The organism is Roseovarius sp. 10, assembly GCF_033100315.1.
Taxonomy (GTDB): Bacteria; Pseudomonadota; Alphaproteobacteria; order Rhodobacterales; family Rhodobacteraceae; genus M30B80.
Genome location: NZ_JAWLVH010000003.1, coordinates 502,238 through 526,803, shown reverse-complemented (window position 1 = coordinate 526,803; position 24,566 = coordinate 502,238). Strand labels below are relative to the sequence as shown.

At 55.5% G+C, this 24,566-nt stretch carries 28 protein-coding genes and 1 pseudogene; 10 read left to right on the top strand and 19 right to left on the bottom strand.

All coding sequences use genetic code 11. The annotated features are described in order from the left end of the window. From RYZ18_RS13010 to RYZ18_RS13000, 3 genes are all read right to left on the bottom strand, one after another. Positions 1-123: GTP-binding protein (locus RYZ18_RS13010; protein ID WP_317657311.1), on the bottom strand; the 123-nt coding region annotated here is incomplete at its 3' end. 127 nt (positions 124-250) lie between these two features. Continuing rightward, on the bottom strand, positions 251-952 hold the full coding sequence (locus tag RYZ18_RS13005) for a hypothetical protein (RefSeq protein ID WP_317657288.1): 702 nt from the start codon (positions 950-952) through the stop codon (positions 251-253). A gap of 27 nt (positions 953-979) precedes the next feature. Then, positions 980-3,283 (bottom strand): DNA topoisomerase IV subunit A, encoded by a 2,304-nt coding sequence (locus RYZ18_RS13000; RefSeq protein WP_317657287.1) that lies wholly within the window; start codon positions 3,281-3,283, stop codon positions 980-982. 188 nt (positions 3,284-3,471) lie between these two features. Here RYZ18_RS13000 and RYZ18_RS12995 point away from each other — a divergent pair, with 188 nt between their 5' ends. From RYZ18_RS12995 to RYZ18_RS12975, 5 genes are all read left to right on the top strand, one after another. Then, the gene (locus RYZ18_RS12995; protein ID WP_317657286.1) at positions 3,472-4,299 is read left to right on the top strand and encodes an SDR family NAD(P)-dependent oxidoreductase; all 828 of its coding nucleotides are present in this window, start codon (positions 3,472-3,474) and stop codon (positions 4,297-4,299) included. 105 nt (positions 4,300-4,404) lie between these two features. Then, positions 4,405-4,602 (top strand): twin transmembrane helix small protein, encoded by a 198-nt coding sequence (locus RYZ18_RS12990; protein WP_317657285.1) that lies wholly within the window; start codon positions 4,405-4,407, stop codon positions 4,600-4,602. A 24-nt stretch (positions 4,603-4,626) separates the two neighbouring features. Next, positions 4,627-5,208: a cob(I)yrinic acid a,c-diamide adenosyltransferase gene (locus RYZ18_RS12985; protein ID WP_317657284.1), complete on the top strand. Its 582-nt coding sequence runs from the start codon at positions 4,627-4,629 to the stop codon at positions 5,206-5,208. 168 nt (positions 5,209-5,376) lie between these two features. Continuing rightward, a complete protein-coding gene (locus RYZ18_RS12980; RefSeq protein ID WP_317657283.1) occupies positions 5,377-6,138 on the top strand; it encodes an electron transfer flavoprotein subunit beta/FixA family protein in 762 nt (253 codons plus the stop codon). Further along, a complete protein-coding gene (locus RYZ18_RS12975) occupies positions 6,138-7,064 on the top strand; it encodes an electron transfer flavoprotein subunit alpha/FixB family protein (RefSeq protein ID WP_317657282.1) in 927 nt (308 codons plus the stop codon). Before RYZ18_RS12980 ends, RYZ18_RS12975 begins: the two co-directional genes overlap by 1 nt. 61 nt (positions 7,065-7,125) lie before the next feature. Here the strand turns inward: RYZ18_RS12975 and RYZ18_RS12970 are convergent, their stop codons facing one another. Beyond that, a complete protein-coding gene (locus RYZ18_RS12970; protein WP_317657281.1) occupies positions 7,126-7,950 on the bottom strand; it encodes a DUF6473 family protein in 825 nt (274 codons plus the stop codon). A 233-nt stretch (positions 7,951-8,183) separates the two neighbouring features. On the opposite strand from RYZ18_RS12970, the gene RYZ18_RS12965 reads away from it, so the two are divergent. Next, positions 8,184-9,059 (top strand): 3-hydroxybutyryl-CoA dehydrogenase, encoded by an 876-nt coding sequence (locus RYZ18_RS12965; protein WP_317657280.1) that lies wholly within the window; start codon positions 8,184-8,186, stop codon positions 9,057-9,059. Here the strand turns inward: RYZ18_RS12965 and RYZ18_RS12960 are convergent. The 7 genes and pseudogenes from RYZ18_RS12960 to RYZ18_RS12930 all read right to left on the bottom strand — a co-directional run bounded on the left by RYZ18_RS12960 (position 9,056) and on the right by RYZ18_RS12930 (position 14,711). Continuing rightward, positions 9,056-9,973, bottom strand: coding sequence for a lysophospholipid acyltransferase family protein (locus tag RYZ18_RS12960; protein WP_411567118.1), 918 nt, complete (start codon positions 9,971-9,973; stop codon positions 9,056-9,058). The two genes, RYZ18_RS12965 and RYZ18_RS12960, sit on opposite strands and share 4 nt — an antisense overlap. A 38-nt stretch (positions 9,974-10,011) precedes the next feature. Beyond that, a complete protein-coding gene (locus RYZ18_RS12955; RefSeq protein ID WP_317657279.1) occupies positions 10,012-10,290 on the bottom strand; it encodes an HPr family phosphocarrier protein in 279 nt (92 codons plus the stop codon). A 78-nt stretch (positions 10,291-10,368) separates the two neighbouring features. After that, positions 10,369-10,761, bottom strand: a complete 393-nt coding sequence (locus tag RYZ18_RS12950; protein ID WP_317657278.1) for a PTS sugar transporter subunit IIA — start codon at positions 10,759-10,761, stop codon at positions 10,369-10,371. 20 nt (positions 10,762-10,781) lie between these two features. Then, positions 10,782-11,711: an RNase adapter RapZ gene (gene rapZ / locus RYZ18_RS12945; RefSeq protein ID WP_317657277.1), complete on the bottom strand. Its 930-nt coding sequence runs from the start codon at positions 11,709-11,711 to the stop codon at positions 10,782-10,784. 78 nt (positions 11,712-11,789) lie between these two features. After that, complete coding sequence (locus tag RYZ18_RS12940) at positions 11,790-12,281, bottom strand: HPr kinase/phosphorylase (RefSeq protein WP_317657276.1); 492 nt, start codon at positions 12,279-12,281, stop codon at positions 11,790-11,792. Positions 12,282-12,284: 3 nt separating this feature from the next. After that, positions 12,285-14,009 (bottom strand): sensor histidine kinase, encoded by a 1,725-nt coding sequence (locus RYZ18_RS12935; RefSeq protein ID WP_317657275.1) that lies wholly within the window; start codon positions 14,007-14,009, stop codon positions 12,285-12,287. Then, a pseudogene (locus tag RYZ18_RS12930) lies at positions 14,010-14,711 on the bottom strand (response regulator). It lies immediately after the preceding gene. Between the two features lie 336 nt (positions 14,712-15,047). Here RYZ18_RS12930 and RYZ18_RS12925 point away from each other — a divergent pair. Continuing rightward, a complete protein-coding gene (locus tag RYZ18_RS12925; RefSeq protein ID WP_317657274.1) occupies positions 15,048-16,646 on the top strand; it encodes a phosphoenolpyruvate carboxykinase in 1,599 nt (532 codons plus the stop codon). Between the two features lie 58 nt (positions 16,647-16,704). Here RYZ18_RS12925 and RYZ18_RS12920 read toward each other — a convergent pair whose 3' ends face one another. Further along, positions 16,705-17,475, bottom strand: coding sequence for a sulfite exporter TauE/SafE family protein (locus RYZ18_RS12920; RefSeq protein WP_317657273.1), 771 nt, complete (start codon positions 17,473-17,475; stop codon positions 16,705-16,707). Between RYZ18_RS12920 and RYZ18_RS12915 the strand changes: the two genes are divergently transcribed. From RYZ18_RS12915 to RYZ18_RS12905, 3 genes are all read left to right on the top strand, one after another. Further along, positions 17,474-17,680, top strand: a complete 207-nt coding sequence (locus RYZ18_RS12915; RefSeq protein WP_317657272.1) for a hypothetical protein — start codon at positions 17,474-17,476, stop codon at positions 17,678-17,680. The two genes, RYZ18_RS12920 and RYZ18_RS12915, sit on opposite strands and share 2 nt — an antisense overlap. Continuing rightward, positions 17,659-19,341, top strand: a complete 1,683-nt coding sequence (locus RYZ18_RS12910) for an acyl-CoA dehydrogenase family protein (RefSeq protein WP_317657271.1) — start codon at positions 17,659-17,661, stop codon at positions 19,339-19,341. Before RYZ18_RS12915 ends, RYZ18_RS12910 begins: the two co-directional genes overlap by 22 nt. Positions 19,342-19,406: 65 nt before the next feature. Then, positions 19,407-19,706: an META domain-containing protein gene (locus tag RYZ18_RS12905; RefSeq protein ID WP_317657270.1), complete on the top strand. Its 300-nt coding sequence runs from the start codon at positions 19,407-19,409 to the stop codon at positions 19,704-19,706. Here RYZ18_RS12905 and recO read toward each other — a convergent pair. The 7 genes from recO to RYZ18_RS12870 form a co-directional block, all read right to left on the bottom strand. Beyond that, complete coding sequence (gene recO, locus RYZ18_RS12900) at positions 19,697-20,419, bottom strand: DNA repair protein RecO (protein WP_317657269.1); 723 nt, start codon at positions 20,417-20,419, stop codon at positions 19,697-19,699. The two genes, RYZ18_RS12905 and recO, sit on opposite strands and share 10 nt — an antisense overlap. Before the next feature lie 22 nt (positions 20,420-20,441). Continuing rightward, positions 20,442-20,774: a DUF1491 family protein gene (locus tag RYZ18_RS12895; RefSeq protein ID WP_317657268.1), complete on the bottom strand. Its 333-nt coding sequence runs from the start codon at positions 20,772-20,774 to the stop codon at positions 20,442-20,444. Continuing rightward, positions 20,771-21,682 (bottom strand): GTPase Era, encoded by a 912-nt coding sequence (era, locus tag RYZ18_RS12890; protein WP_317657267.1) that lies wholly within the window; start codon positions 21,680-21,682, stop codon positions 20,771-20,773. The genes RYZ18_RS12895 and era overlap by 4 nt, the downstream gene beginning before the upstream one ends. A 63-nt stretch (positions 21,683-21,745) precedes the next feature. Continuing rightward, a complete protein-coding gene (gene rnc / locus RYZ18_RS12885) occupies positions 21,746-22,435 on the bottom strand; it encodes a ribonuclease III (protein WP_317657266.1) in 690 nt (229 codons plus the stop codon). Further along, on the bottom strand, positions 22,432-23,220 hold the full coding sequence (gene lepB, locus RYZ18_RS12880; RefSeq protein ID WP_317657265.1) for a signal peptidase I: 789 nt from the start codon (positions 23,218-23,220) through the stop codon (positions 22,432-22,434). Before lepB ends, rnc begins: the two co-directional genes overlap by 4 nt. A 126-nt stretch (positions 23,221-23,346) precedes the next feature. Further along, positions 23,347-23,799: a holo-ACP synthase gene (acpS, locus tag RYZ18_RS12875; protein WP_317657264.1), complete on the bottom strand. Its 453-nt coding sequence runs from the start codon at positions 23,797-23,799 to the stop codon at positions 23,347-23,349. Further along, positions 23,796-24,539, bottom strand: coding sequence for a pyridoxine 5'-phosphate synthase (locus RYZ18_RS12870; RefSeq protein WP_317657263.1), 744 nt, complete (start codon positions 24,537-24,539; stop codon positions 23,796-23,798). The genes acpS and RYZ18_RS12870 overlap by 4 nt, the downstream gene beginning before the upstream one ends. Positions 24,540-24,566: the final 27 nt, after the last annotated feature.

Sequence of the window (24,566 nt, the reverse complement as noted above, 5' to 3'; positions counted from 1 at the left end):
CGCTCTGAAATCACCAAAATACTTCGTGATCGCAGCTGTCAGTGTCGTCTTGCCGTGGTCAACGTGACCAATCGTGCCAATGTTCACGTGCGGCTTATTACGTTCAAACTTTTCCTTTGCCATAGCCCTGGCGCCTCATTTTTTGGGGGGCAAAATCTGTGCCCGAGTTCAACACGCGCGCTCGTTACGAGGCTTGAGACAAAAAATCAAGACGACATTCAGACCATTCAGCCCATGGTTGCAAACTGGGTTAGGGCGCAGGACGTGGAACGGGCGTGACAGTTGGCGTGGCACTGGTTTCTGTCACGGCCATTTCGGGCACCTCAAGGGCAGTAAGATCCGCCTCAGCCAAAGGATCGGGGGGCACATCTAATCCCTCAAGCGCCGCATTTGCCGCATCTGGGTCAATGCCAAACCATTGCGGGTTTTCAAGCATCCATGCCTGCACGCGCTTGGCCGCGTTGCGGGCCAAAATCTGCATCTGTTCTTCGCGGTCACGGGTGAAGCCCGACCCAAATATCGTATCGGGTGACGCGCCCTCAAAAATGGTGATTTGGTTGGGCACCTCATGCAATTTCACCCCTGCCGCATCGTCCCAAATATTGGCAGAAATCACCAAAACCGATTTTGGGCTGAGAAGGACGGGAATACCAGGAGGGGCCAGAGAATAGGCATCTACACTCAGCGCAATATGGTAGAGCTTATCCCCCTCATATGCGCCAAATCGGCGATCAATCTCTGAGGAGATCACCGCAATCCACTCTTCGGGTGTGGCATCGCGTGAGGGGGGGACTTGCTGCATATTATCAGCAACAACAATATTGAACCCCAAGGCAAAATCCCCCATCGGGATTTGCGCCTGACCCAAAGGATCGGGGGCTGCACAACCAAGTAGCAGCAGGGACATCATTCCCGCCGCAACACTGCGCCTTGAGAATGTTAAAAATCGCATGACAGACCCCCAGTGTTGTCAAAGCGGTTATGTAAAGCGGTTATCCCTTGGGAAACCGCGCGGTGCCATGCGCCCTGCTGTGGCCCGTTTGCCAATCCAATCGGCAAGTTCTGTTTCCGTGCGAGTGCGTCCCGCAGGATCAGACCAACTTAGACCATCAGCCAAACGCAAGCCACGCGCATCGACCAAACCGCCATCTTTGTATTTTTGCAGCCGCACACCTTTACCGCGCCCAAGTTCGGGCAATTCGTCAAGAGGGAAGATCAGCACTTTGCGATTTTCACCGACAACGGCGATGTGATCATCCTCTGCCGCCAATCTATGGCAGACAACCGCACGCACACCTTCGCGCAGATTCAAGACTTGCCGCCCCGTGCGCGTCTGCGCCAAAACCTCATCTTCAGCAACGAGGAACCCATCCCCCGCACTGGAGGCTAAAAGTAGCTTTTGCCCCTCACGATAGGGGAAGAACGCCAAAATCTCGGCCTCATTGGGCAAATCGACCATCAAGCGCAACGGCTCGCCCAAGCCGCGCCCGCCAGGCAGGTTTGAGGCTTGGATCGTGTAGAAACGTCCGTTGGAGGCAAAAGCCAGCAACTTATCGGTTGTTTCCGCATGGAACAGGAAACGGCCCGCATCGCCATCGCGGAACTTCATCTCTGTGCCAAGATCAACATGGCCTTTGACCGCCCGCACCCATCCCATGGCTGAACACACCACCGTAATCGGTTCGCGCTCAATCATCGCCTCAAGCGGCACATCTTCAATCTCGCCCGCTTCGGCAAAGGCGGTGCGGCGTGCGCCACCTTCGGCGCTTGCGCCAAATTTCTTGCGGAATTCACGCAATTCATCGGCAATCCGCGCCCATTGCAGGCTTTCGGTTTCTAACAAATCCTCTAGGCCCGCACGCTCCTCCATCAGCGCGTCACGTTCGCGCTGTAATTCCATCTCCTCCAGTCGGCGCAGACTGCGCAGACGCATATTGAGAATGGCATCGGTTTGCGTTTCGGTCAGTTCACCCTCGCCTTCGGGCGGGGTCTGATAATCCAATTCGGAGGTGGCGCGCACGAATGTGCGTGACCAATCTTCGCGCATCAATGCAGCTTTGGGGTCTTGGTCATAGCGGATAATATCAATCACGCGGTCAAGGTTGAGGAAGGCGATCAGAAAGCCTTCAAGAACCTCTAAGCGGTGATCGATTTTTGCCATGCGATGCTCGGAACGGCGGATCAATACATCGCGGCGATGGTCGAGGAAGGCGCGCAGCACTTCCTTGAGGCTGCACACTTTTGGCACGCGCCCATCGATCAGCACATTCATATTCAACGAAAACCGCGTCTCAAGGTCTGAATTGCGGAACAGCATCCCCATCAAAACTTCTGGGTCTACATTGCGCGAGCGCGGCTCAAGCACGATGCGAATATCTTCGGTCGATTCATCCCGAAGATCCGCCAAAATCGGCACTTTTTTTGTTTGGATCAGTTCGGCCAGCTTTTCGATCAGCTTGGATTTTTGAACCTGAAACGGGATTTCTGTAACCACGATCACCCATGATCCGCGGCCTTGATCCTCGACCTCCCATTTTGCACGCAAACGAAACGCGCCACGGCCCGTGCGATATGTTTCCGCGATACTATCACGCGGCTCGACAATCACGCCGCCTGTGGGGAAATCGGGGCCTTGGATATAATTCAAAAGTGTTTCATCGCGGGCATCTGGGGTTTTGATCAAATGCAAACACGCGGCGATGAGCTCGTCCAAATTATGCGGAGGAATGTTTGTGGCCATGCCCACCGCAATCCCGCTCGCCCCGTTGGCCAAAAGATTGGGGAAGGCTGCGGGCAGAACCTCGGGTTCCGTCAAGGTGCCATCGTAATTGGGGCGGAAATCAACGGCGTTTTCGTCCAACCCTTCAAGCAGCGCCTCGGCCATCGCGGTCATGCGCGCCTCAGTATATCGGCTTGCCGCGGGGTTATCGCCATCAATATTTCCAAAATTTCCCTGACCATCAACCAGTGGATAGCGCAGGTTAAAATCTTGGGCCAAGCGCGCCATTGCGTCATAAATCGCGGCATCGCCATGTGGGTGGTAATTCCCCATCACATCGCCCGAGATTTTCGCAGATTTACGGAAGCCCCCGTTCGAGGCCAAACGCAACTCGCGCATTGCAAACAGGATGCGGCGATGAACAGGTTTCAGGCCATCACGCGCATCAGGCAGGGCGCGATGCATGATGGTGGACAGCGCATATTGCAGATAGCGCGTGCCAATGGCACGGCTGAGCGGCTCAACTTCCCGCTTCTCGTCAAAACTGTCATTCTGCTCGCTCATTGCACAACCTGATAGGCAAATTGCCCCGACCAAACAAGCGCCCCGTGCGCCCATTGCGATAAATTATTCCTCGCCTGCGCGGTTTTTTGCCCCAGATCGCCAGAATAGCAGGTCACCGCTGTGATCCGTGATTGCGCATTTTGTGCGTCACACATAGCAAAGGCTGCGACAGGGCAAAGGCAAAGACCATGACAAAATCTATTCTGATAACAGGCTGTTCGTCAGGCATCGGGGCGTGCTGCGCGCGCGGGTTGCGGGCACGCGGTTGGCGGGTCATCGCAAGCGCCCGCAAAGCGGCGGATGTTGCGGCGCTGCGCGCCAATGGGTTCGAGGCCGTGCAATTGGATTACGCCGACCCTGCATCTGTGGAGACAGGGCTTGCAAACTGCCTTGAGATGACGAGCGGCACCCTTGACGCGCTTTTCTCAAACGGGGCCTTTGGTATCCCTGGTGCAGTCGAAGATTTGCCACGCGGCGCTTTGGCCGAGATTTTCGAAACCAATGTCTTTGGCGTTCATGATCTGACGCGCCGCGTGATCCCTGTGATGCGCGCACAGGGGCATGGCCGCATCGTGCAACATTCGTCTATCTTAGGCCTTGTGACCTTGAAATGGCGCGCGGCCTATGTGTCGACCAAATTCGCGCTTGAAGGGCTAACCGACACGCTGCGCCTTGAGATGCGGGATACAAATATCAGCATCAGCACATTGAACACGGGGCCCGTCACCTCGAAAATCCGACAGAATTCTATTCCGCTTTTCGAAAAATGGATTGATTGGGAAAATTCTGCACGCGCGGATCAATATCGCAACGGCTTGTTGAAACGCCTCTACGAAGAGCGCGGGCCTGACCCCTTTGAACTGCCTCCCGAGGCGGTTCTGAAGAAGCTTGTTCATGCGCTTGAGGCACCACGCCCCAAGCCGCGCTATTACATCACAACGCCAAGCTATTTCATGTCGACCGCGAAACGGGTGTTACCGACCCGCGCCCTTGATTGGCTGATCGCAAAAGGGTGAGATTGCCGCATCCGTCCACTGCCCTCTGGCAAAAATAATTCGCCTCTGTGAAAAACGCCCTAGCTGTGGCCTATCACAGACCGCCACGACCGAAGGGAAACCCAAATGATCAACGACCCACTTTTTATTGTTGTCGCCTTGGCCTGTCTGGTCGTTGTGGCGATCTTGTTTCTTGGCATTAATTCTTTCCGCAAAGGCACCGCCGAAAGCGCGAAGCAATCCAATAAATTCATGCAAGCCCGTATCATCGCACAATTTGTGGCGGTGATTTTGATCGTTCTTTTTGTCATTTTGCGCGGCTAGCCAGCCAATTAAGGGAGCAGACCTATGGTCGTTTTGAACAAAATTTACACAAAAACAGGTGATGACGGTGAAACCGCCTTGGGTGATGGCAGCCGCGTGGCGAAACATTCCATGCGCGTTACAGCCTATGGAACCGTGGACGAGTTGAACGCGACCTTGGGCATCGCGCGGCTTGAAGCCAGTGATGACATGAATGCGCATCTTGCCCGCATTCAAAACGATCTTTTCGACCTCGGGGCTGATCTTTGCACCCCAAATATCGAGAAAGACGCCGAACGCCCCTATCCCGCCCTACGTATTGTTGAGGCGCAAGTGGCGCGTTTGGAAAAAGAAATCGACAAGATGAACGCCGATTTGGAACCGCTGCGCAGTTTCATTTTGCCAGGTGGCACCGCCTTGTCGGCACATCTGCACATGTGTCGCACCGTCTGCCGCCGTGCCGAGCGCAATTGCGTGGAATTGGCAACGATGGAATCGGTCAACCCTATGGCGGTGAAATATCTAAACCGCCTCTCTGATTGGTTCTTCGTTGCGGGTCGCGTGGCCAATGAGGGTGGCAAAGCCGATATTTTGTGGACACCAGGCGCCAATCGCGAGGCTGACTAGGTTACCGCAAACAAGCCTTTAAAATTAGTTTTCTCGAGAGCAGCGCCGCGTTAGAGCGTCTCAGATGCCGCTTTTGGTCTGTTGCCGCAGGGAATCAGCGATTACAACAACGTCTGAATAATCGCGCTGCGGCGCGTGATCGAAATGCTTTAACTGGAGAACGTGCGGATGAAAATTCTGGTGCCGGTCAAGCGCGTGATCGACTATAACGTAAAAGTTCGTGTCAAAGCGGATGGCTCGGGTGTTGATCTCGCCAATGTGAAAATGTCGATGAACCCGTTTGACGAGATTGCCGTGGAACAGGCAATCCGCCTGAAAGAAGCGGGCAAGGCTGAGGAAGTGGTGGTTGTGTCCATCGGCGTCAAACAGGCGCAAGACACATTGCGCACCGCTTTGGCCATGGGGGCAGATCGCGCGATCCTTGTAGAAGCCGCCGATGATGTGCATCAGGATATCGAGCCTCTGGCCGTTGCCAAAATCCTGAAAGCTGTGATTGCAGACGAGGGCCCAAGCCTTGTGATTGCAGGCAAGCAGGCCATCGACAATGACATGAACGCAACCGGTCAGATGCTTGCCGCCCTTCTGGGATGGAGCCAAGCCACCTTCGCCTCTGCCCTTGAGGTCGAGGGCGACAGCGCCACTGTGACCCGCGAGGTTGATGGCGGCTTGCAGACAATTAAAGTCAAAATGCCCGCAATCGTCACGGTTGACCTGCGCTTGAACGAGCCGCGTTACGCGTCACTGCCAAACATCATGAAGGCGAAGAAAAAGCCCCTCGATGAAAAAACGGCGGCAGATTACGGCGTGGATGTGACCCCGCGTTTGACAGTGATCAAAACGACCGAGCCAGAAACCCGCAAGGCGGGCATCAAGGTGGCTTCGGTTGAAGAGCTTATCACGAAACTTAAAGACGAAGCGGGGGTAATCTGATGGCGGTTCTTCTTCTTGCAGATGTCACCAACGGCCAGCTTGCCGTTGATCAGGTGTCCAAGGCCCTGACAGCCGTATCTGGTTTGGGCGATGTTCATATTCTGGTTGCAGGCGAAGGTAGCGATGCCGCTGCTGCAGAGGCCGCGACCCTTGCAGGCGCATCCAAAGTAATCTTTGCGGGCGATCACGGCTTTTGCCACATGTTGGCCGAACCCGTTGCCGATTTGATCGTGTCGATGGCGGGTGGCTATAGCCATATTGCTGCTGCGGCGACCTCGGACGCAAAAAACGTGCTGCCCCGTGTGGCCGCTTTGCTGGATGTGATGATCATTTCCGAAGTTGTGGGCGTTGTGGATGCCGACACGTTCGAGCGCCCCATTTACGCGGGCAACGCCATCCAAACGGTAAAATCAAACGACAGCGTGAAGGTCATGACCATCCGCACCGCAGGGTTCGATGCCGCCGCCACTGGCAACTCAGCCCCTGTTGAGGCCCTTGGCACAGCCGCCACAACAGGCCTGTCTCAATGGGTTGAGGATAAGGTGGCTGCTTCGGATCGTCCCGAACTGACCTCTGCAGGGATCGTTGTTTCTGGCGGTCGCGGCGTTGGCAGCCAAGAACAATTCGCCCTCATTGAAGGACTGGCCGACAAGCTGGGCGCTGCGGTTGGTGCAAGCCGTGCAGCGGTCGATTCTGGCTACGCCCCCAATGATTGGCAGGTGGGCCAGACGGGTAAGGTTGTCGCGCCGGATCTCTATGTTGCCGTTGGTATCTCAGGTGCCATTCAGCACCTTGCAGGTATGAAAGACAGCAAGGTGATTGTGGCAATCAACAAAGACGAAGAAGCCCCCATCTTCCAAGTGGCGGATTACGGGCTGGTTGGGGATTTGTTTGATGTCGTGCCTGAATTGACAGGCAAGCTCTGATCCAATCAAACTTGGCTCTAAAGACCCGCGCCCCGAATTTGTGGCGCGGGTTTTGTTTTTTCTAAAGCTTGAGGATTTTTTCTGAGAGATCACGCGCCGCGCGGACATGGATGTCAGGCCCAAGCAAAGCACGCGCTATTTTCTCTTCTCCCAATCCAAAAAACATACCCCGCGTTGGTTTTTGTTGCTCCTCACGCGTTGTCACGCAGATCGTCAATGAGGCCGCTTGCGCAGCAATTTCTTCCAACATTCCTTTGGTGACGAAAAGCGGGTCTGCCCCCAACTCACGGCAATAGCCCGTTTCCGCAGGAGGGCGGTGCCCGATCCATAGCAAGTGAACTGGACAAATGGCGCGGTTCAAAAGGCTGCGCATACGCGCCATCCAAGCCATCTTTAATTCATCCACAACGATCTGAAACCGATCTTCGGAACAGGTTAAAAGATGTTCCAACATATGGCGCGAGAAGTGGAAATCCGTGAAATCAACCTCGCGATAGATTACCCGCAATATGTCAGAGGGTTGCAGGAACCTATCATTGCGGCGTGGATGCACCTGATAAAAGCGGTTGGTCAGGTGATGCGCACCTGTAATTTGCAACACAATCGCCTCGGCCCTACTCATCGCATCGGCGATAGCCCCATCGCCAAGCGCCAATTCCAACCCCGCATTCATTGCGGCCATATTCGCCACGGGGCGCCCCAACATCGCCGACAAGCGGTCAGGATAGGGCTGCGGCACGAATTTGCCGAATGTCTCAGAGCCGCCCAAACACAGCAAAAACGGCTTGGTTAGATCAATTTGCGGCCCACGAAACCGCATCTGTGACCCCTCATAGGTCACAAGTTTATAATCGAGGGGGCCATGCCCCTTGAAGGCAAAGCTCATTGCCTGCTCCCACCTTGATTCGTCTCACCCAACGGAAAGAATGGCCAAAGCCTCTTACGAATTCCCTAACCATCAGATTTTACGAGATTTTATGTTGATTTTTGAATGATCCTGCAGCTTTGCATTCTCAACTGCTGCACCGCTTTTGCGCGGTTACGGCTTGTGTCTTTGGGGCTTCGCCTTTTATGGTGCGGCGTGCAAAGACCACGCGTTTTCAAGACAAAGGTTCAGCGATGGAAATCAGCAAAATCGGCATCGTAGGCGCAGGCCAGATGGGCAATGGCATCGCGCATGTCTGCGCCTTGGCAGGTTATGAAATCTGGCTGAACGATGTCAGCCAAGATCAGTTGGACAAGGGCGTAGCGCTGATTGACCGCAACCTTGAGCGCCAAGTGAGCCGCGAGAAAATCTCGGCCGCAGATAAGGCAAATGCCTTGGCGCGCATCCATACGACATTGCACCTCTCTGACTTGGGCAAAACTGATCTCATCATCGAGGCCGCGACTGAACGCGAAACTGTGAAGCAAGCCATCTTCGAAGATCTGCTTCCACATTTGCAGCCGCATACGATTTTGACATCCAACACCTCCTCTATCTCCATCACGCGCTTGGCCAGTCGCACGGATCGGCCTGAGAAATTTATGGGGTTCCACTTTATGAACCCTGTGCCCGTGATGCAGTTGGTTGAACTGATCCGCGGCATCGCAACAGATGACGAAACCTTTACGGCATGTAAGGCGGTCGTGGATCGCCTTGGGAAAACATCGGCCACAGCAGAAGATTTTCCTGCGTTCATCGTTAATCGCATCCTGATGCCGATGATCAACGAGGCGGTTTATACCCTCTACGAAGGTGTCGGCAGCGTGCAATCAATTGACGAGTCGATGAAGCTTGGCGCCAATCATCCAATGGGGCCGCTTGAATTGGCGGATTTTATCGGTTTGGACACCTGCCTTGCCATTATGAATGTCTTACATGATGGATTAGCCGATACGAAATATCGGCCTTGCCCGCTTTTGACCAAATATGTCGAGGCAGGGTGGCTAGGACGCAAGACCGAGCGTGGCTTTTACGATTATCGGGGCGAAGTGCCCGTGCCCACCCGCTAGGGCCTAGACATAAATCGCGCGTCAGGGTTGTCTTTCAAAGACAAAACATGCTCCCGCAAATCGGCCATAAATTGACGCGGGGAGGCGCTGGCCTCCTTCCAGTCTTCTGGTAGGATCGGGTGCCCGATTACAGGGGCCTGCGGTTTATCAAACGCATGGGCCACCTCATGCAGCAAAAGACCCTGCCGCAAAATGGGCGAAATCCGATTGGCAATTTGATACCACCGCGAATTTGATCCAGGGAAATTGAGCGGCAAAATTGTTGCCCCCGATGTGCGGATCATCTTTGCGGTAAACACATTCCATTCCGCTTCAACCGCAGGGCCAAAGGCGGTTTTTGCGGCGGCGACCACCCCTGATGGGAAAAGCGCAATCAAACCGCCCGCCTTGAGATGACTCATCGCTTTGTCGCGCATTTCAACCATTTTGCGCTGGGCCTCGGATTCATGGGGAAACGGCACGGGGATCATGTATTGAGCCGCGCTTTCATCAATCCCAGTCAACAGCGCGCGGGTCAAAATGCGGTAATCTGGCCTTTTGCGCCCGATCAGATCAGCCAAGATCATGCCATCCACCAAACCATGCGGATGATTGGCCACCAACACCACGGGCCCTGTTGCGGGAATACGGTCAAGCTGTGCCTCTGGGGTCAGCAAATCAATGCCCATGACCTTCATCGTAGCAGGCCAAAACTCCTGCCCTTTCGGGGCACCAAGTTTTTCAAATGCACGCACGCGGCGGATGATCGTGATCTTGCCCGTCATCCATTCTATCGCCCGAATAATCGTGCGTGTGACGGGGCTGTCGAATGTGTTGGAGTAGGTCAGGCTGCGCCGATCATAGACGGGGCCTTGCGGCACTTCGGCCGCCACGATGGGCGCTGCGCCAGATTTTGTTTCTGTCGTCTCAGTCACGCAGTCTGTCCCCTCCAGCCGCCTGTCGCAAACGGGCCTTAACGGCCTTCGCCAAATTTATCTGCGACAAGCTCCGTCAGCGCCTCTGCCAGAGATTGCGCTTGAGTGCCAGTTGTTTCAACCTCAATTTCAGTGCCAATCGAGGCAGCAAGCATCAAAAGGCCCATAATCGAGTCGCCCGAAGCAGAAATGCCATCTTTGCTCACTGTCGCTTCGGCATCGAATTTTTCGACTGTTTCGACAAATTTCGCAGAGGCCCGCGCGTGTAGGCCTTTTTCATTCACGATTTTCAGAACGCAGCGTACCGTCTCGGTCATTCANGACAAATTTCGCAGAGGCCCGCGCGTGTAGGCCTTTTTCATTCACGATTTTCAGAACGCAGCGTACCGTCTCGGTCATTCAGGGGTTCCATCAAAGCTGTTGATATAGCGCCGCCCCGCCTCGGTGGCGCGCGCCACCGCTTGATCCAAGGGCAAATGGCGCGATTTGGCCAATTTGATCAGCATCGGCAGATTAACGCCGGTCAGAATTTTGCGGTTGGCACTGCGACACGCGGGCAAGGATAAGTTCGAGGGTGAACCACCATACATATCGGTGACCACAACCACGCCATAGCCAGTATCCACGGCATCTGCGGCGGCAGAAATATCACGTTGGCAGGTGGCGCGATCATCTTCGGGGCCGATGGGAATCGCGCGGGCCGCGTGAACAGGCCCCACCACATGTTCAGTCGCGGCCAACAATTCGCGGGCCAATCCACCATGTGCAACGATAACAATCCCTATCACCCGCAAGACCCTATTGTATTTCAGGGCGTGGCGATGAGGCCGCGCCGCTCCAATTCTCTATGACGTTTTGACACTTGCCAGCCGGCTTGTGCAAGGTGGCTTACGATGATTTCCGTCATTGCAACAGAGCGGTGTTGCCCCCCCGTGCATCCAAACGCAACTGTCAGATGCGTTTTTCCTTCGTCAACATAAGCAGGAAGGAGCGTTTCAATCAGTCCCAAGACTTGGGTGGAAAAGGGTGCGAACCGCGGATCTTTGGCAATGAAATCGCGCACGGCTTGGTCGCGCCCATCAGATCGGCGCAGATCATCGTGCCAATACGGATTTTCCAAAAAGCGACAGTCAAACACCATATCGGCGCCAGTCGGCAGGCCGCGCTTGTAAGAAAAGCTTTGGATCGTCAGCGCCAAGCGATGCGGGGTTGTTGCGCTAAAATGGCGCGCAATCTCCTCGCGCAACTCATGCGGGCTGAGGGTGCTGGTATCGATCAGGCTTGTGGCGCGGGCGCGCACGGGGCTAAGCAATTCCTTCTCACGGCGTATGCCTGTCAGTGTATCCTCAGCGGGGGCCATTGGATGACGCCGCCGCGTCTCTGAAAAGCGGCGAACAAGAACATCATCGGCGCAGTCGAGATAAACCAGTTCGGATAAAACCTGCTCATGCGCGGCCAATCCATCGACCGCAGCAATCAATGCCTGTGCGGAGAAATCGCGGTTTCGTGGATCTGTGCCCAGCGCCAGAGGCCGCGTTAAAGGTGGGCCTTCCAAGAGGCGGGGCAAGAGCGACAATGGCAGGTTATCAATCGCCTCGTATCCCAAATCCTCTAATGTATGAATGGCGCTACTGCGGCCCGCACCAGATGGCCCTGTAACAAAAACCACCCGTTGCGCCTCGTCATCTCCTGAGGGGCGCTTGTGCTTTGGGTGGCCTGTTTTATCTTCGCGATCCATCGGCTTGGCACTTGTTAAGGACGGGTGGCATTGGCGCTTGTTCACAACTGTAGCGCAAATGGGCTGCGATCCAAGCGATTACGCGAGCGGGGCGAAGCCATGTCGCAGGGCGTGAACCACCGCGCTGGTCTGCGGGACGCGCGCATTGACACCCAAAAGACGCGCAAAATGCCCGCGCCACATCGCCATGCGGGTGGCAGGCAGGCGTGGCTGCGGCATATCTTGCAGATATAAGACAAGCGCAAGGGCGGCCTGATCCACCAATGGCCCCGCATTCAAAAGCCCAATCCCCCGCGCCTCAATCATCGGCAGGCGTTCAGGCGGCGCGCGCAAGCTCAAACCTTCGGTATCGGCCTCAAGCAGGATCGCGTCATCGCAGATCAGCTCTGCACCAAACGCTATCAAATCAAGCGCAAGCGAGGATTTGCCTGCACCAGATGCCCCCAAGATAAGAACCCCCCGCCCTTCATACGCCACCGCCGTGGCGTGCAAACGCAGCGCAGCACCATGCATATGGCCAAACTGCGCCAAATCGAGCGCATTGGCGAAATCCCCACGATCCTCAGCCATAGATTAAATCGGCAAGCCCACGATGAACCGCGCACCAAGCGGGTCGGAGGTGACATCAGCCTCAGTGGGGCGAATATTTTCAGCCCAAATCACCCCACCATGCGCCTCAACAATCTGCTTGGAAATCGCAAGGCCGAGGCCCGAATGGTTGCCAAATTGTGCTTGGGGCCGCTCTGAATAGAAACGGGTGAACACTTTCGTCAGCGCGTCATCAGGAATGCCTGGCCCTGTATCTTCTACCACCACCAAAATGCGATCCTCTCTTTTGCGCGCCCAGATGCGGACAGCATCCCCAGCATCGCAGAAAGACAAGGCATTGGACAAGAGGTTGACAAAGACCTGCGCCAAACGCCCCTCTAGCCCAGTGATCAGGATGGGCGCATCTGGCAAATCCGTGATGAAACTTACATCTTTCGCGCGCGCCTCGCCCGCGTGATAGTCGCAGATGTTGCGCAAGGTTCGCAGAAGATCGAATTCTTCTTCTTCCTCCTTTACCAAATCAGCATCTAATCGCGAGGCATTCGAAATATCTGACACAAGCCTGTCCAATCGTTGCACATCATGGGTGATCACCTCATAGAGCCTGCTGCGCTGATCATCCGTATTGGCGCGCTGCAAAGTGCTGACCGCTGACCGCAAACTGGCCAATGGGTTTTTGATCTCATGGCTGACATCTGCGGCAAACTGCTCGTTTGATTCAATCCGATCATAGAGCGCGCCCACCATACCACGCAGGGCCGCAGAGAGACGGCCTATTTCATCTGGCCGCCCCGTCAGATCAGGGATGCGCACACGGGTGGGGCTAAGCTTGCGGGCATTTTTATCGCGGCCCAGTTCGGCGGCATCGGCCAAATCGGACAGAGGGTTGGCAATGGTTGAGGCCAAGACAAGCGACAAAACAATCGAAATCAACAATGCCACAACAAAGAACTGCAAAAGCTGTTCACGTTCTGCGCGCACCAGATCATCCACCTCACCTGCCGCGGTGCTAACGGCAACCACCGCGGCAATACCCGCACTTCCGTCAACGGCGCTGACGGCAAGATAAATTGCACCATCAGGCGATTGCCCGCGGCTTAAGACCGTGGCCCCAGACAGCGCCTCAGGGATAAGGGCCTGCGCCTGTGCCTGAACATCAAGCGGCGCGGCCCCGCCCGTGTCGCGGGTGATCAGGTCGGCCGTATAGTCCCAAAGACGGTTGAGAAAATCCGTGATCCACATGATCCGTTCGGGGCGCTCAACCAATCCCTGCACAGGTCGAGCGGGGTTGACGGAGATGTCGCTGCTGCTGCTTAAGACTGTTCCATCGGGTGCAAAAATATGAACAAACAAACCTTCGGCCAGACCAATGCGTGCCAATGCCTGATCCGCGCGGGACGGGTCTATCGTGCCGCCAAAACTCGCGATACGTTCCTCTAAGACATCGGCAATGAGCTGCGCTTTGAAGGCAAGCGCACGCTCGCGCTGCAATACAAGGCTGTCACGAAACGGGTTGAGATAGAGCATCCCCGCCACCAGCACGACAATACCCAAAAGATTAAACAGAATGATCTTGCGCGCCAAAGGGGATCGGTTCAGCGCGAAAACGCTGCGCCGATCACGGGCAGCGCGCAGTTCTTGTTCCACGACAATTTCTGGCTTTTCCCAATCCTCGCCTAAAACCACTTCAGAGCGCGGGGTATCGCGCCCTGAGGGATCGGAAGTCGAAAAGTCAGAGGTCAGTGTCATCTATTCCTCATTATAGCGGTAGCCGATGCCGTAGAGGGTTTCGATGGCATTAAATTCATCGTCTACTTCGCGCATCTTTTTGCGCAGTCGCTTAATATGGCTGTCGATGGTGCGATCATCGACATAGACCTGATCATCATAGGCCACATCCATGAGCTGATCGCGGTTTTTGACAAAGCCTGGCCGCTGCGCGAGGGCCTGAAGCAGCAGGAATTCGGTCACAGTCAAAGAAACATCCCGACCCTTCCATTTCACCGCATGGCGGAGGGGATCCATCGTCAATTCGCCCCGCACCAAAATCTGGCTTTCTTCAGGAACGCCCGTTGCATCCGTGGCGATTGCCTCTTAGCGGCGCAGAATAGAACGAATGCGTTCTACCAAAAGACGTTGAGAAAATGGCTTTTTGACATAGTCATCCGCACCCATGCGCAGACCCATCAATTCGTCAATTTCATCATCTTTTGAGGTTAAAAAGATCACGGGGATGTTTGATTTTTGCCGCAAGCGTTGCAGCAAATCCATGCCATCCATACGGGGCATTTTGATATCCAACACAGCCAATTCGGGCATCCGCCTGTTGAACCCATCAAGGGCCGATTGGCCGTCATTATAGGTTTCGACCTCAAACCCTTCTGCCTCCAATGTAATAGAAACAGAGGTCAGGATGTTACGATCGTCATCCACAAGAGCAATCCGCGACATTGTCTTGGCTCCTTATGCCTGCTCAATTTATATTTATTTTTTGTGTATAACACTTTTTCTGAGCGAGAGAATCAATCGAAATATTTCGAATCACGGTTTTTCTGCGGCCAGAATGTGGCATCTGCGTGTGAACGAACCGTTAGCGCCTCAACAAATCGGGCGAGTTCGACAAAATTTGTCCAATCGGGGAAATGGTTGCGCTAACTGTGCGGATGCGTCCTGTTCAGTAATAAAACCGTCATGTTATACGGGGCTTACGCGGGGTTGAGTGCAGCTCTGTTCCCGCGTTGATTTTCATCACTGCCGAGCAGCATCGGCACAGGAGCATAAGAGAACATGAGCACAGGACGCGTGAACCCCGCCCATCGGCTGGAGCATCAAGGCATTTCGGATCTGGGCCAGGTTCACTATAACCTGCTTGAACCTGCACTGATTCAGGCCGCTTTGACCCGCAATGAGGGTCGCCTTGGCAACGGCGGCACTCTGTTGGTCAGCACGGGAAAATATACGGGCCGCTCTCCTAAAGATAAATTTGTTGTCGCAACCCCGTCGGTCGAGCCGCATATCTGGTGGGACAACAACGCCCGCATGGAAATGGATGCCTTCGATCGCCTCTATTCCGACATGGTCGCGCATATGAAGGGCGGCGAATATTTCGTGCAAGATCTCTATGCCGGCGCGGATGCAGACCACCGCCTTGATGTGCGCGTAATCTCGGAGTTGGCATGGCACAACCTGTTCATCCGCCACCTGCTGCGCCGCCCATCGCGCACAGAACTGGACAGCTTTGTGCCCGAGTTTACAATCATCAATTGCCCCAGCTTTAAGGCGGATCCTGCGAAACATGGCTGCCGCACGGATACGGTGATCGCGCTGAATTTTGACAAAAAACTGATCTTGATCGGTGGCACCGAATATGCGGGCGAAAACAAGAAATCGGTTTTCACCTTGTTGAACTATCTCTTGCCTGAGAAGGGCGTCATGCCAATGCATTGCTCGGCCAATCACGCCACGGGCAACCCTGATGATAGCGCGGTGTTCTTTGGTCTTTCTGGCACAGGAAAAACCACGCTTTCCGCTGATCCTGCTCGCGTCTTGATTGGTGATGATGAGCATGGATGGTCAGAAAACGGCATCTTCAATTTTGAGGGTGGCTGTTACGCCAAGACCATCAACCTGCGCAAAGAGGCAGAACCAGAAATCTACGCCACGACCCATAGTTTCGGCACTGTGATCGAAAATATGGTCTATGACGAAGAAACGCTTGAGCTTGATTTTGACGATGCAAGCCTGACGGCAAACACCCGCTGCGCCTATCCGTTGGAGCAGATCTCAAACGCGTCCGACACAGGGCTTGGTGGGCATCCGAAAAATATCATCATGCTGACCTGTGATGCTTTTGGTGTTTTGCCTCCGATTGCGCGCCTGACCCCTGCGCAGGCGATGTATCATTTCCTGTCAGGTTTCACCTCTAAGGTTGCCGGCACAGAGCGCGGCGTGACCGAGCCAGAACCAACCTTCTCAACTTGTTTTGGCGCCCCCTTTATGCCGCGCCGCCCTGAGGCCTATGGCAACCTTCTGCGCGAAAAAATCGCCACTTACGGGTCGACCTGCTGGCTTGTGAACACGGGCTGGACGGGCGGGGCCTATGGCACAGGGTCGCGTATGCCCATTAGAGCAACACGCGCCCTTTTGACCGCGGCACTGGATGGGTCACTCAATCAAGGCCAATTCCGCAAAGACCCCAATTTCGGCTTCGAAGTGCCTGTCAGCCTTAAAGGGGTAGATGATGCCCTGCTTGATCCACGCAGCACATGGTCAGATGCCGCAGCCTATGATGCGCAGGCCGCAAAATTGGTTGGGATGTTCGCCGATAACTTTGCGCAATATGTGCCCTACATAGACGAAGACGTAAAAGCAGCAGCGATCAGCTAAACCTCATCGCAAGAGCAAGGCTTCGAAAACCGCCCCCGACACAGGGGCGGTTTTTTTATCAGCCCATCAAACCACGGCGCACCAAATTGGCCCCTGCCACAAGTAGAACGACCAATGTGATCTTGCGAAATTTGACGGGATCAAGCCGATCAGACAGCTTAAACCCCACCTGCATGCCCAGAAAGGCAGGGATGAGCAGCGCCACCGAAAACGGTGCCGTGGTCAGGTTCAGCACCCCTGAGGAAAGATGCCCCGTCAACAGGCTGACCGACCCCAGACCATAGACCACACCCTGCACCAACATTTGGCGGGCCTTTGGGGTATCAAGGGCAATGAGATAAAGAACCGTGGGCGGCCCCCATGTGCCTGTCAGCCCCCCCAAAGCCCCCGCCAAAGTGCCGACACCCCATTCCGCCTTGCGGCGGTGCTGCGGTGGAATGTGAAATTTGATGCCCATCAACTGGATCAGGGTTAACACCACCACAGGCAAACCAAGGATCAGATACATCGTTTGGGTTGGTATGACGGTCACAAATTGCGCAACGATAACGATCATCACACAGACGATCAGGATATACCGCCAATATTCCTCAAACGCCGTTTTGGCCTCAGCCCATCCATAACGGGCCACCTGCAATCCGTTGGAAAGGACGATCGGGAAAATGATGCCTGCAATCGCCAATTGCGGCTCTAGAAACATCGACAGACCCGAAATCATGATCAAGGGCATGGCAAAGCCAACCGCACCTTTCACGAAACCTGCTGCAAAAGTCACGCCAAGGGCGAGGGCGAAAGCCCAATATGGCATAAGGTGTAAGAAATCTGTCATGGCTGCTCCCTGCCTTGGTCAGGGTATTGCGCACATCCAACACCAAAACAAGCGCGACATTTTAATTCTTTTCGATGCATTTTTTCGAATTAATGTTGCGCTGCATCTGCAAAATGATTTAGAAGCAGGTGCAGAATCGAAAGATAAGCTTGCCCTTGCGCACCCTCAATTTGGAGAGACGCTATGCCCCGTGACGCCGAAATGACCGCTGCCCCTGTGATCTTGGCCAATCTCACCGCTTTGACAGCAGAGGCCCTGCCCCCAGTCGAGGCGGTTTTGGCCCGTGCCAAAGACGCCGTGCGCGATTTGGTGACAGTGGACGGGAAAATCTCAGGCGCGGCGATTGAGGCGGAACAGACTGCTGCCCATGGTCTGGCCTGGCTTGCCACCTATGTTGAGGCGCTGCGCCAGATGCAAACATGGGCCGAACTCTTGGGCAGTGAGGGCAAGTTTGGTGATATTGAACAATTAATCTTGCAAATTGCCTTTGGCGAATATCTGGCCCAACTTCAGGGCGGGATTGCTATGAACCAAGGCGAAGTGCTGCGCCTGTCTGAACTTGGGCTTGGGGACGCAGATGCAAATCTTCTGAAAACGGATGCAATCGCCACATTGGTCACACGAGGCAACACCCAAGCAGCCCGTTTGCGCCTTGTTGAGTTGATGCAGGAACGCGCCGCAGAAATCACTGTTGGCGCTTCAGGCCTTGAAGATGAACTGGAAATGATCCGCGAACAATTCCGCCGCTATGCGCTGGAAAAGGTCGAGCCTTTCGCACATGACTGGCACCTGAAAGACGAGCTGATCCCCCTCTCGGTGATCGAAGAGCTGGCAGAGATGGGCGTGTTCGGCCTCACCATTCCAGAGGAGTATGGTGGCTTTGGCCTTTCCAAAGCGGCGATGTGTGTCGTCTCGGAGGAACTTAGCCGCGGATATATTGGTGTGGGGTCCCTTGGAACGCGTTCAGAAATCGCGGCTGAGTTGATCCTTGCTGGGGGAACGGATGAGCAAAAGGAAAAATGGCTGCCCGCCTTGGCAAGCGCGGAGAAGCTGCCAACAGCCGTGTTCACCGAACCCAACACTGGCTCAGACTTGGGCAGCCTGCGCACCCGCGCGGTCAAGGATGAGGCGGGCAATTACCGCATCACGGGTAACAAGACATGGATCACGCACGCGTCACGCACCCATGTCATGACCCTCTTGGCCCGCACTGACCCCACGACCACCGATTACCGTGGCCTGTCGATGTTCTTGGCTGAAAAGACACCGGGCGATGACGAAAACCCCTTCCCCACCGCAGGTATGACGGGCGGCGAGATCGAGGTATTGGGTTATCGAGGCATGAAAGAATATGAACTTGGCTTCGACAATTTCGAGGTGAAGGGCGAGAACCTTTTGGGCGGCCAAGAGGGGCAAGGCTTTAAGCAACTGATGCAAACTTTTGAAAGCGCGCGCATCCAAACCGCTGCCCGCGCCATCGGCGTGGCACAATCCGCATTGGATGTTTCGATGCAATATGCCCAAGATCGCAAACAATTCGGAAAATCCCTAATCGAATTCCCGCGTGTTGCCTCAAAATTGGCCATGATGGCCGTAGAAATCATGATTGCGCGGCAATTGACCTATTTCTCCGCTCGCGAAAAAGACAATGACCGCCGTTGCGACCTTGAGGCAGGAATGGCCAAATTGCTTGGCGCACGGGTGGCATGGGCCGCCGCGGATAACGGATTGCAAATCCATGGCGGCAATGGGTTTGCGCTTGAATATAAAATCAGCCGTATTTTGTGCGATGCCCGTATCCTCAACATCTTTGAGGGCGCGGCAGAGATCCAAGCTCAGGTGATTGCGCGCCGCCTTCTTGGCTAATCATGCGCGCCTTGAGGGCATGTGCCGCCCTTCTGGCACTCGCCGCCTGCAATGAAGACAAGCCCATGCCCCCTGTCGGGGCATGGGTATTGCAGTCTGATCCAAGCATAACCTTGGAGGTGGACGCAGAATTTAACTTTTACGGTCAAGGCCCCTGCAACCGTTATTTTGGTCGGTTCGAAGTGGTGGAAACTGGCCTCAGGTCAGGCCCAATTGGCGCTACGCTGATGGCCTGCCCCAATCTCGACCAAGAATTCGCCTATTTCAGCGCCCTTGAGGCGACCCGCAGCACGGCTGTGGAGGATGGGCAATTGGTTCTGCGCAGTGCTGAGGGCGCAGCCCTCGTTTTCAGCCCTCAGCCTTGACGGTTGAGGATATCCACCAAGCGCCCACGCGCGGCGGGAAGTGGGCGATCCCCCAAACTGGGGGCCAAATGATTGGCCAAGAAATGCCCTGTCAGGCGCAAGCCTGCTTGCCGTTCAGCGTGATCAGCGGGGCCAACCCCCTGCAAAAAACGCGGCAAGGGCAAAAGGCGATCTGCCCATTCACCCGCCGCATCGCGCGCCACAGCGCGCCCTGTGCGCGGCGACACATAGGCCAAATCCTGCGACACGCCTGTGCGGGCGCAGTGGCTCAGATCAAGGCCAAAGCCCAACTCAGACAACAGCGCCAATTCCCATTGCACATAGGCATCGAGCCAATGATCCGCACCAAGCCCATCCAACAGTGCAAGGCTATGTGCATAAAGCGCGGGGTAGGCGCTGCGTTCAGGCAGGGCAAAAGACAAAAGGGCGCAAACCGCGTTGAGCCCTGCAAGCTGCACAGGGTCGCTCATTACAGGGGCCGCGCGCGCGATCAAAGGCTCGATTGTGAAGACGCCCATATGATCCGCGAGGCGCGCGCGCCATGTCGCCTGAAGCTGCGTGCCAACTTGCAAATGGGCGGCCATTTTGCGAGAGGCGCCACCCCGCAAAACGCCCACGAAACGGCCCTGCTCTGCCGTGAAAATTTCAAGGATGGCGGCAGATTCCCCATGGCGCCGCGCCGCGAGCAATACACCTTCTGCGTGCCATTCCATCAGATCAGACCCTTTGCTGCGGCTAAAGCAATCCCTCTTGATCTAGCATATGCCGACCCGCACGATCTTCCACCTCAATTACCCAAAGATCAGGGTCAAATTCGCGCTGTTTGGTGATGGCTGCATCGACCTCCGCCTCTGGCCCTTGCGTCAGCACATCCCAGACCCGCGCACCGGTCTCTAGATCAAACCCACGATGAAACAAGGAGGCGGTGCCATCAAGCAAGGACAGCTTAACCAAGACCGCACCCGCATCACTATCACCCCGCGCCACGACAAAGGCGGGGATCTCGGACAAAGACAGCCGCCGCAGATAGGCTTGAACCCAAAACTCTGCGCGCAGACGGGGGGTCACTTGGTGTTCCCGTCCTTAAAATCGAGGCCCATTTCTGAATAGCGCTCAGATTCTTCGAGCCAATTCGGGCGCACTTTAACCTGCAAAAATAGATGCACCTTGCGGCCAAGAAACTCGGCCAATTCTTCGCGCGCGGCGCGCGAAACGGCCTTAATTGTTTCGCCCCGATGGCCCAACAAAATGCCCTTATGTCCGTCACGGCTGACGTAAATCACTTGATCTATGCGCGCGCTGCCATCATCGCGTTCCTGCCAGCTCTCGGTTTCCACCGTCAATTGATAGGGCAATTCTTGATGCAGGCGCAGGGTCAGTTTCTCACGGGTCATCTCTGCCGCGATCATGCGCATTGGCAAATCCGCAATCTGATCCTCAGGGTAAAGCCACGGCCCCTCTGGCATCTCTTGCGCCAACCATTCGCGCAAATCGCCCACACCATGGCCGCGCTCTGCGGAGATCATAAAGGTTTTCACAAATGGAAAAGCCGCGTTGGCCTCTTCGGTCAGCTTCAACAACTGAGGGGCCTCAACACGGTCGATTTTGTTTATCGCCAAAGCGATCTTCCGACCCGAGGCCTTTTCAAGCAAACCGCTTAAGATTTCCTTGACCCCTTCGGTCAATCCACGATGGGCCTCGATGAGCAGGACAACCACATCCGCATCTGCGGCCCCTGTCCAAGCGGCCGCGACCATCGCCCGATCCAAACGGCGGCGCGGCCGAAACAGACCAGGCGTGTCGACAAAAACAATCTGGCTGTCGCCCTCAAGCGCCACACCACGAATACGCGCGCGGGTGGTCTGCACCTTATGGGTCACAATTGAAACTTTTGCCCCGACCATATGATTAAGCAAGGTAGATTTACCTGCGTTCGGCTCACCAATAAGGGCAACAAATCCAGCGCGGCTGGTCATAGGCAGTTCCTTTTTTCAACGATCTTTGGGCATAGAGGGAAATCAGCCCTAGCGCCAGACGCATTAAGCGGAACCACCCTCGAGGGCGGCAAGCAATTTTTTTGCGGCTTCTTGTTCGGCGTGGCGCTTGGCTTTGGCACTAGCCTGCGCGGCCTCGCCCGAACTGAGCGTCACTTCGATGGTGAAGGTGGGGGCATGATCTGGCCCTTCACGGCTTAGCTCGGCATAGCGAGGCAAGCCTTTCCCCTTGGCCTGCGCCCATTCCTGCAAGGCGGTTTTCGCATCGCGGGCATCATCGGCCACAGTATCGGCCTTGCCCGCCCAAAGACGGCGGATCAGCCCACGCACTGCGTCATAACCTGCATCCAAGTAAACGGCGGCAATCACAGCCTCCATCGCATCGCCCAAAAGGGCATCTTTGCGGCGCCCCCCCGTCATCATCTCGGATTTGCCCAATTTCAACACCGCGCCCAAATCTACGCTGCGCGCGACTTCGGCACAGGTTTCCTTGCGCACAAGTGCGTTAAAGCGGGGGGCCAATTGCCCCTCTGGCGCGTCTTGATCCTGTTCGAGCAACAGCTCAGCAATGACCAATCCCAACACGCGATCCCCCAAGAATTCCAAGCGTTGATTATCCGCACGGGTCGGAGAGGAGAGCGAAGAATGGGTCAAAGCCCGCAAAATCAATTCGGGGCGGGAAAAGCTATGCCCTAAACGGGCGCAAAACTCATCAATCTCACGCGATAATTTCACTGTAATGCTCTAAAAAACCGATCACTGCGCCATGTCCAGAAATAGACCATGCGATCCCCTGCAGAAGAAAAGATCACCCGATCTGCGCGACCCAAAAGATTTTCAACAGGCACGAATCCAACCCCGCCAATAGAACGTGGGAAACGGCTATCTTGAGAGTTGTCACGATTGTCGCCCATCACGAAGACATGACCCTCGGGCACGGTAAATTCGGGGGTGTTATCCGCGAAGGAGCGATCATCAATATTTAACACCGCATGCGATACCCCATTGGGAAGCGTTTCAATCGCGCGGTCTTTTTCGCAGACCCCACCCGCCCCAACAGGCGCATTGGAACAGCGCGGCAGGTGGCCCAGCGGGCCTTGTGGCTCAAACGCCTCCACGAAAGGTGCTGTTGGCTCTTGTGGGACGGGCGTGCCGTTGATGATCAACTGGCCGTCTTGAACTTGGATCACATCCCCGGGCAGACCAATAACACGCTTGATGAAATCTGCATCATTGGTGGGATGGCGGAATACGGCGATATCGCCACGCTCGGGCAATGTCTCGAAGATGCGGCCCGAGAAGGGACACATCGAGAAAGGGCAGCTGTGACGCGAATAGCCATAGGCCATTTTGTTCACAAACAGGAAATCACCGATCAGCAACGTGTCTTTCATCGAGCCTGACGGGATCCAAAATGGCTGAAAGAACAAGGTGCGAAAGACACCTGCAATCAGCAGCGCGTAGACAATCGTTTTGATCGTCTCGCCGATTCCCTCTTTTTTTGCCTTATAGCTTGCCATGCGTTTTGCCCCATCCGCTAAAAAATCGCGGTGGCCTTCGCCTGTGGCACCCTTGTGTCGCATCGCGGCAGGATTGCCAAAACGTCAACCGACCCACGCCCCTCATGGGCCGCGCGCGCCCTGCTGTCAAGCAAGCGAACGGTTTGGCGGGGTTGGCATAGCGGGAAGTTGCGCAGATATCCCATCTGGCAGCGCCTCGATCACCACGAATGCCTGCGCCCATGGGTGATCATCGGTCAATGTAACGTGGATAACGGCATCATACCCTTCTGGGGTCATTTCGTTGAGCCGCTCTTGCGCCCATCCTGTGACGTGCATCACGGGCTGGCCCGTTTCCAAATTCGTCACCGACATATCGCGCCACGCAATCCCCATGCGCAGCCCCGTTCCCAGTGCCTTGGAACAGGCCTCTTTGGCGGCCCATCTTTTGGCGTAAACCGCAGCGGGGTTTTGCATGCGTTCGGCACGTTTTTGTTCATGTTCGGTGAATACGCGGTTGCGGAACCGATCACCAAACCGATCAAGCGCACGTTGGATGCGTTCGATATTTGCCAAATCCGTTCCGATGCCCAAAATCACGCGCGGGCCTCCTCCATCAGGCGACGCATTTCACCAATAGCGGCAGATAACCCTGTAAACACCGCCTCGCCGATCAAGAAATGACCAATATTCAATTCGCGCACCTCTTTGATGGCCGCAATCGGGGTGACTGTCTCATAATTCAATCCGTGCCCCATATGCACCTCAAGGCCCAGATCAGCCGCCTGTTTTGCACCTGCAATCAAGCGGGAAAGTTCGGCTTTGTGGGCCTCCATCTCACCCTCGGCGTGGTAATCGCAATAGGCCCCCGTATGCAGTTCAATCACAGGCGCCCCAATGCGCGCGGCTGCCGCAATTTGCTGCGGGTCTGCGGCGATGAACATCGACACACGGATACCGGCATCGCGCAAAGGCGCAATGAATTCCGCAAGGCGCGCCTCGTCCCCTGCCACATCAAGGCCACCTTCGGTGGTGCGTTCTTCGCGCCGCTCAGGAACGATACAGGCGGCATGCGGGCGATGAGACAGGGCGATTTTTTGCATCTCTGCGGTGGCGGCCATCTCGAAATTGAGCGGGGTTTTAATCGCCGCCATCAGCCCCGCGATATCTTCGTCCCGAATGTGACGGCGGTCTTCGCGCAAATGCGCCGTAATGCCATCAGCCCCCGCCGCTTCGGCCAAGAGGGCGGCCCGCACAGGATCAGGAAGCGCACCACCGCGCGCGTTTCGCAATGTTGCGACATGGTCAATATTGACCCCCAGCCTAAGATCGCGGGTCATCTGGTGCCTCCCACCCATTGGACAATG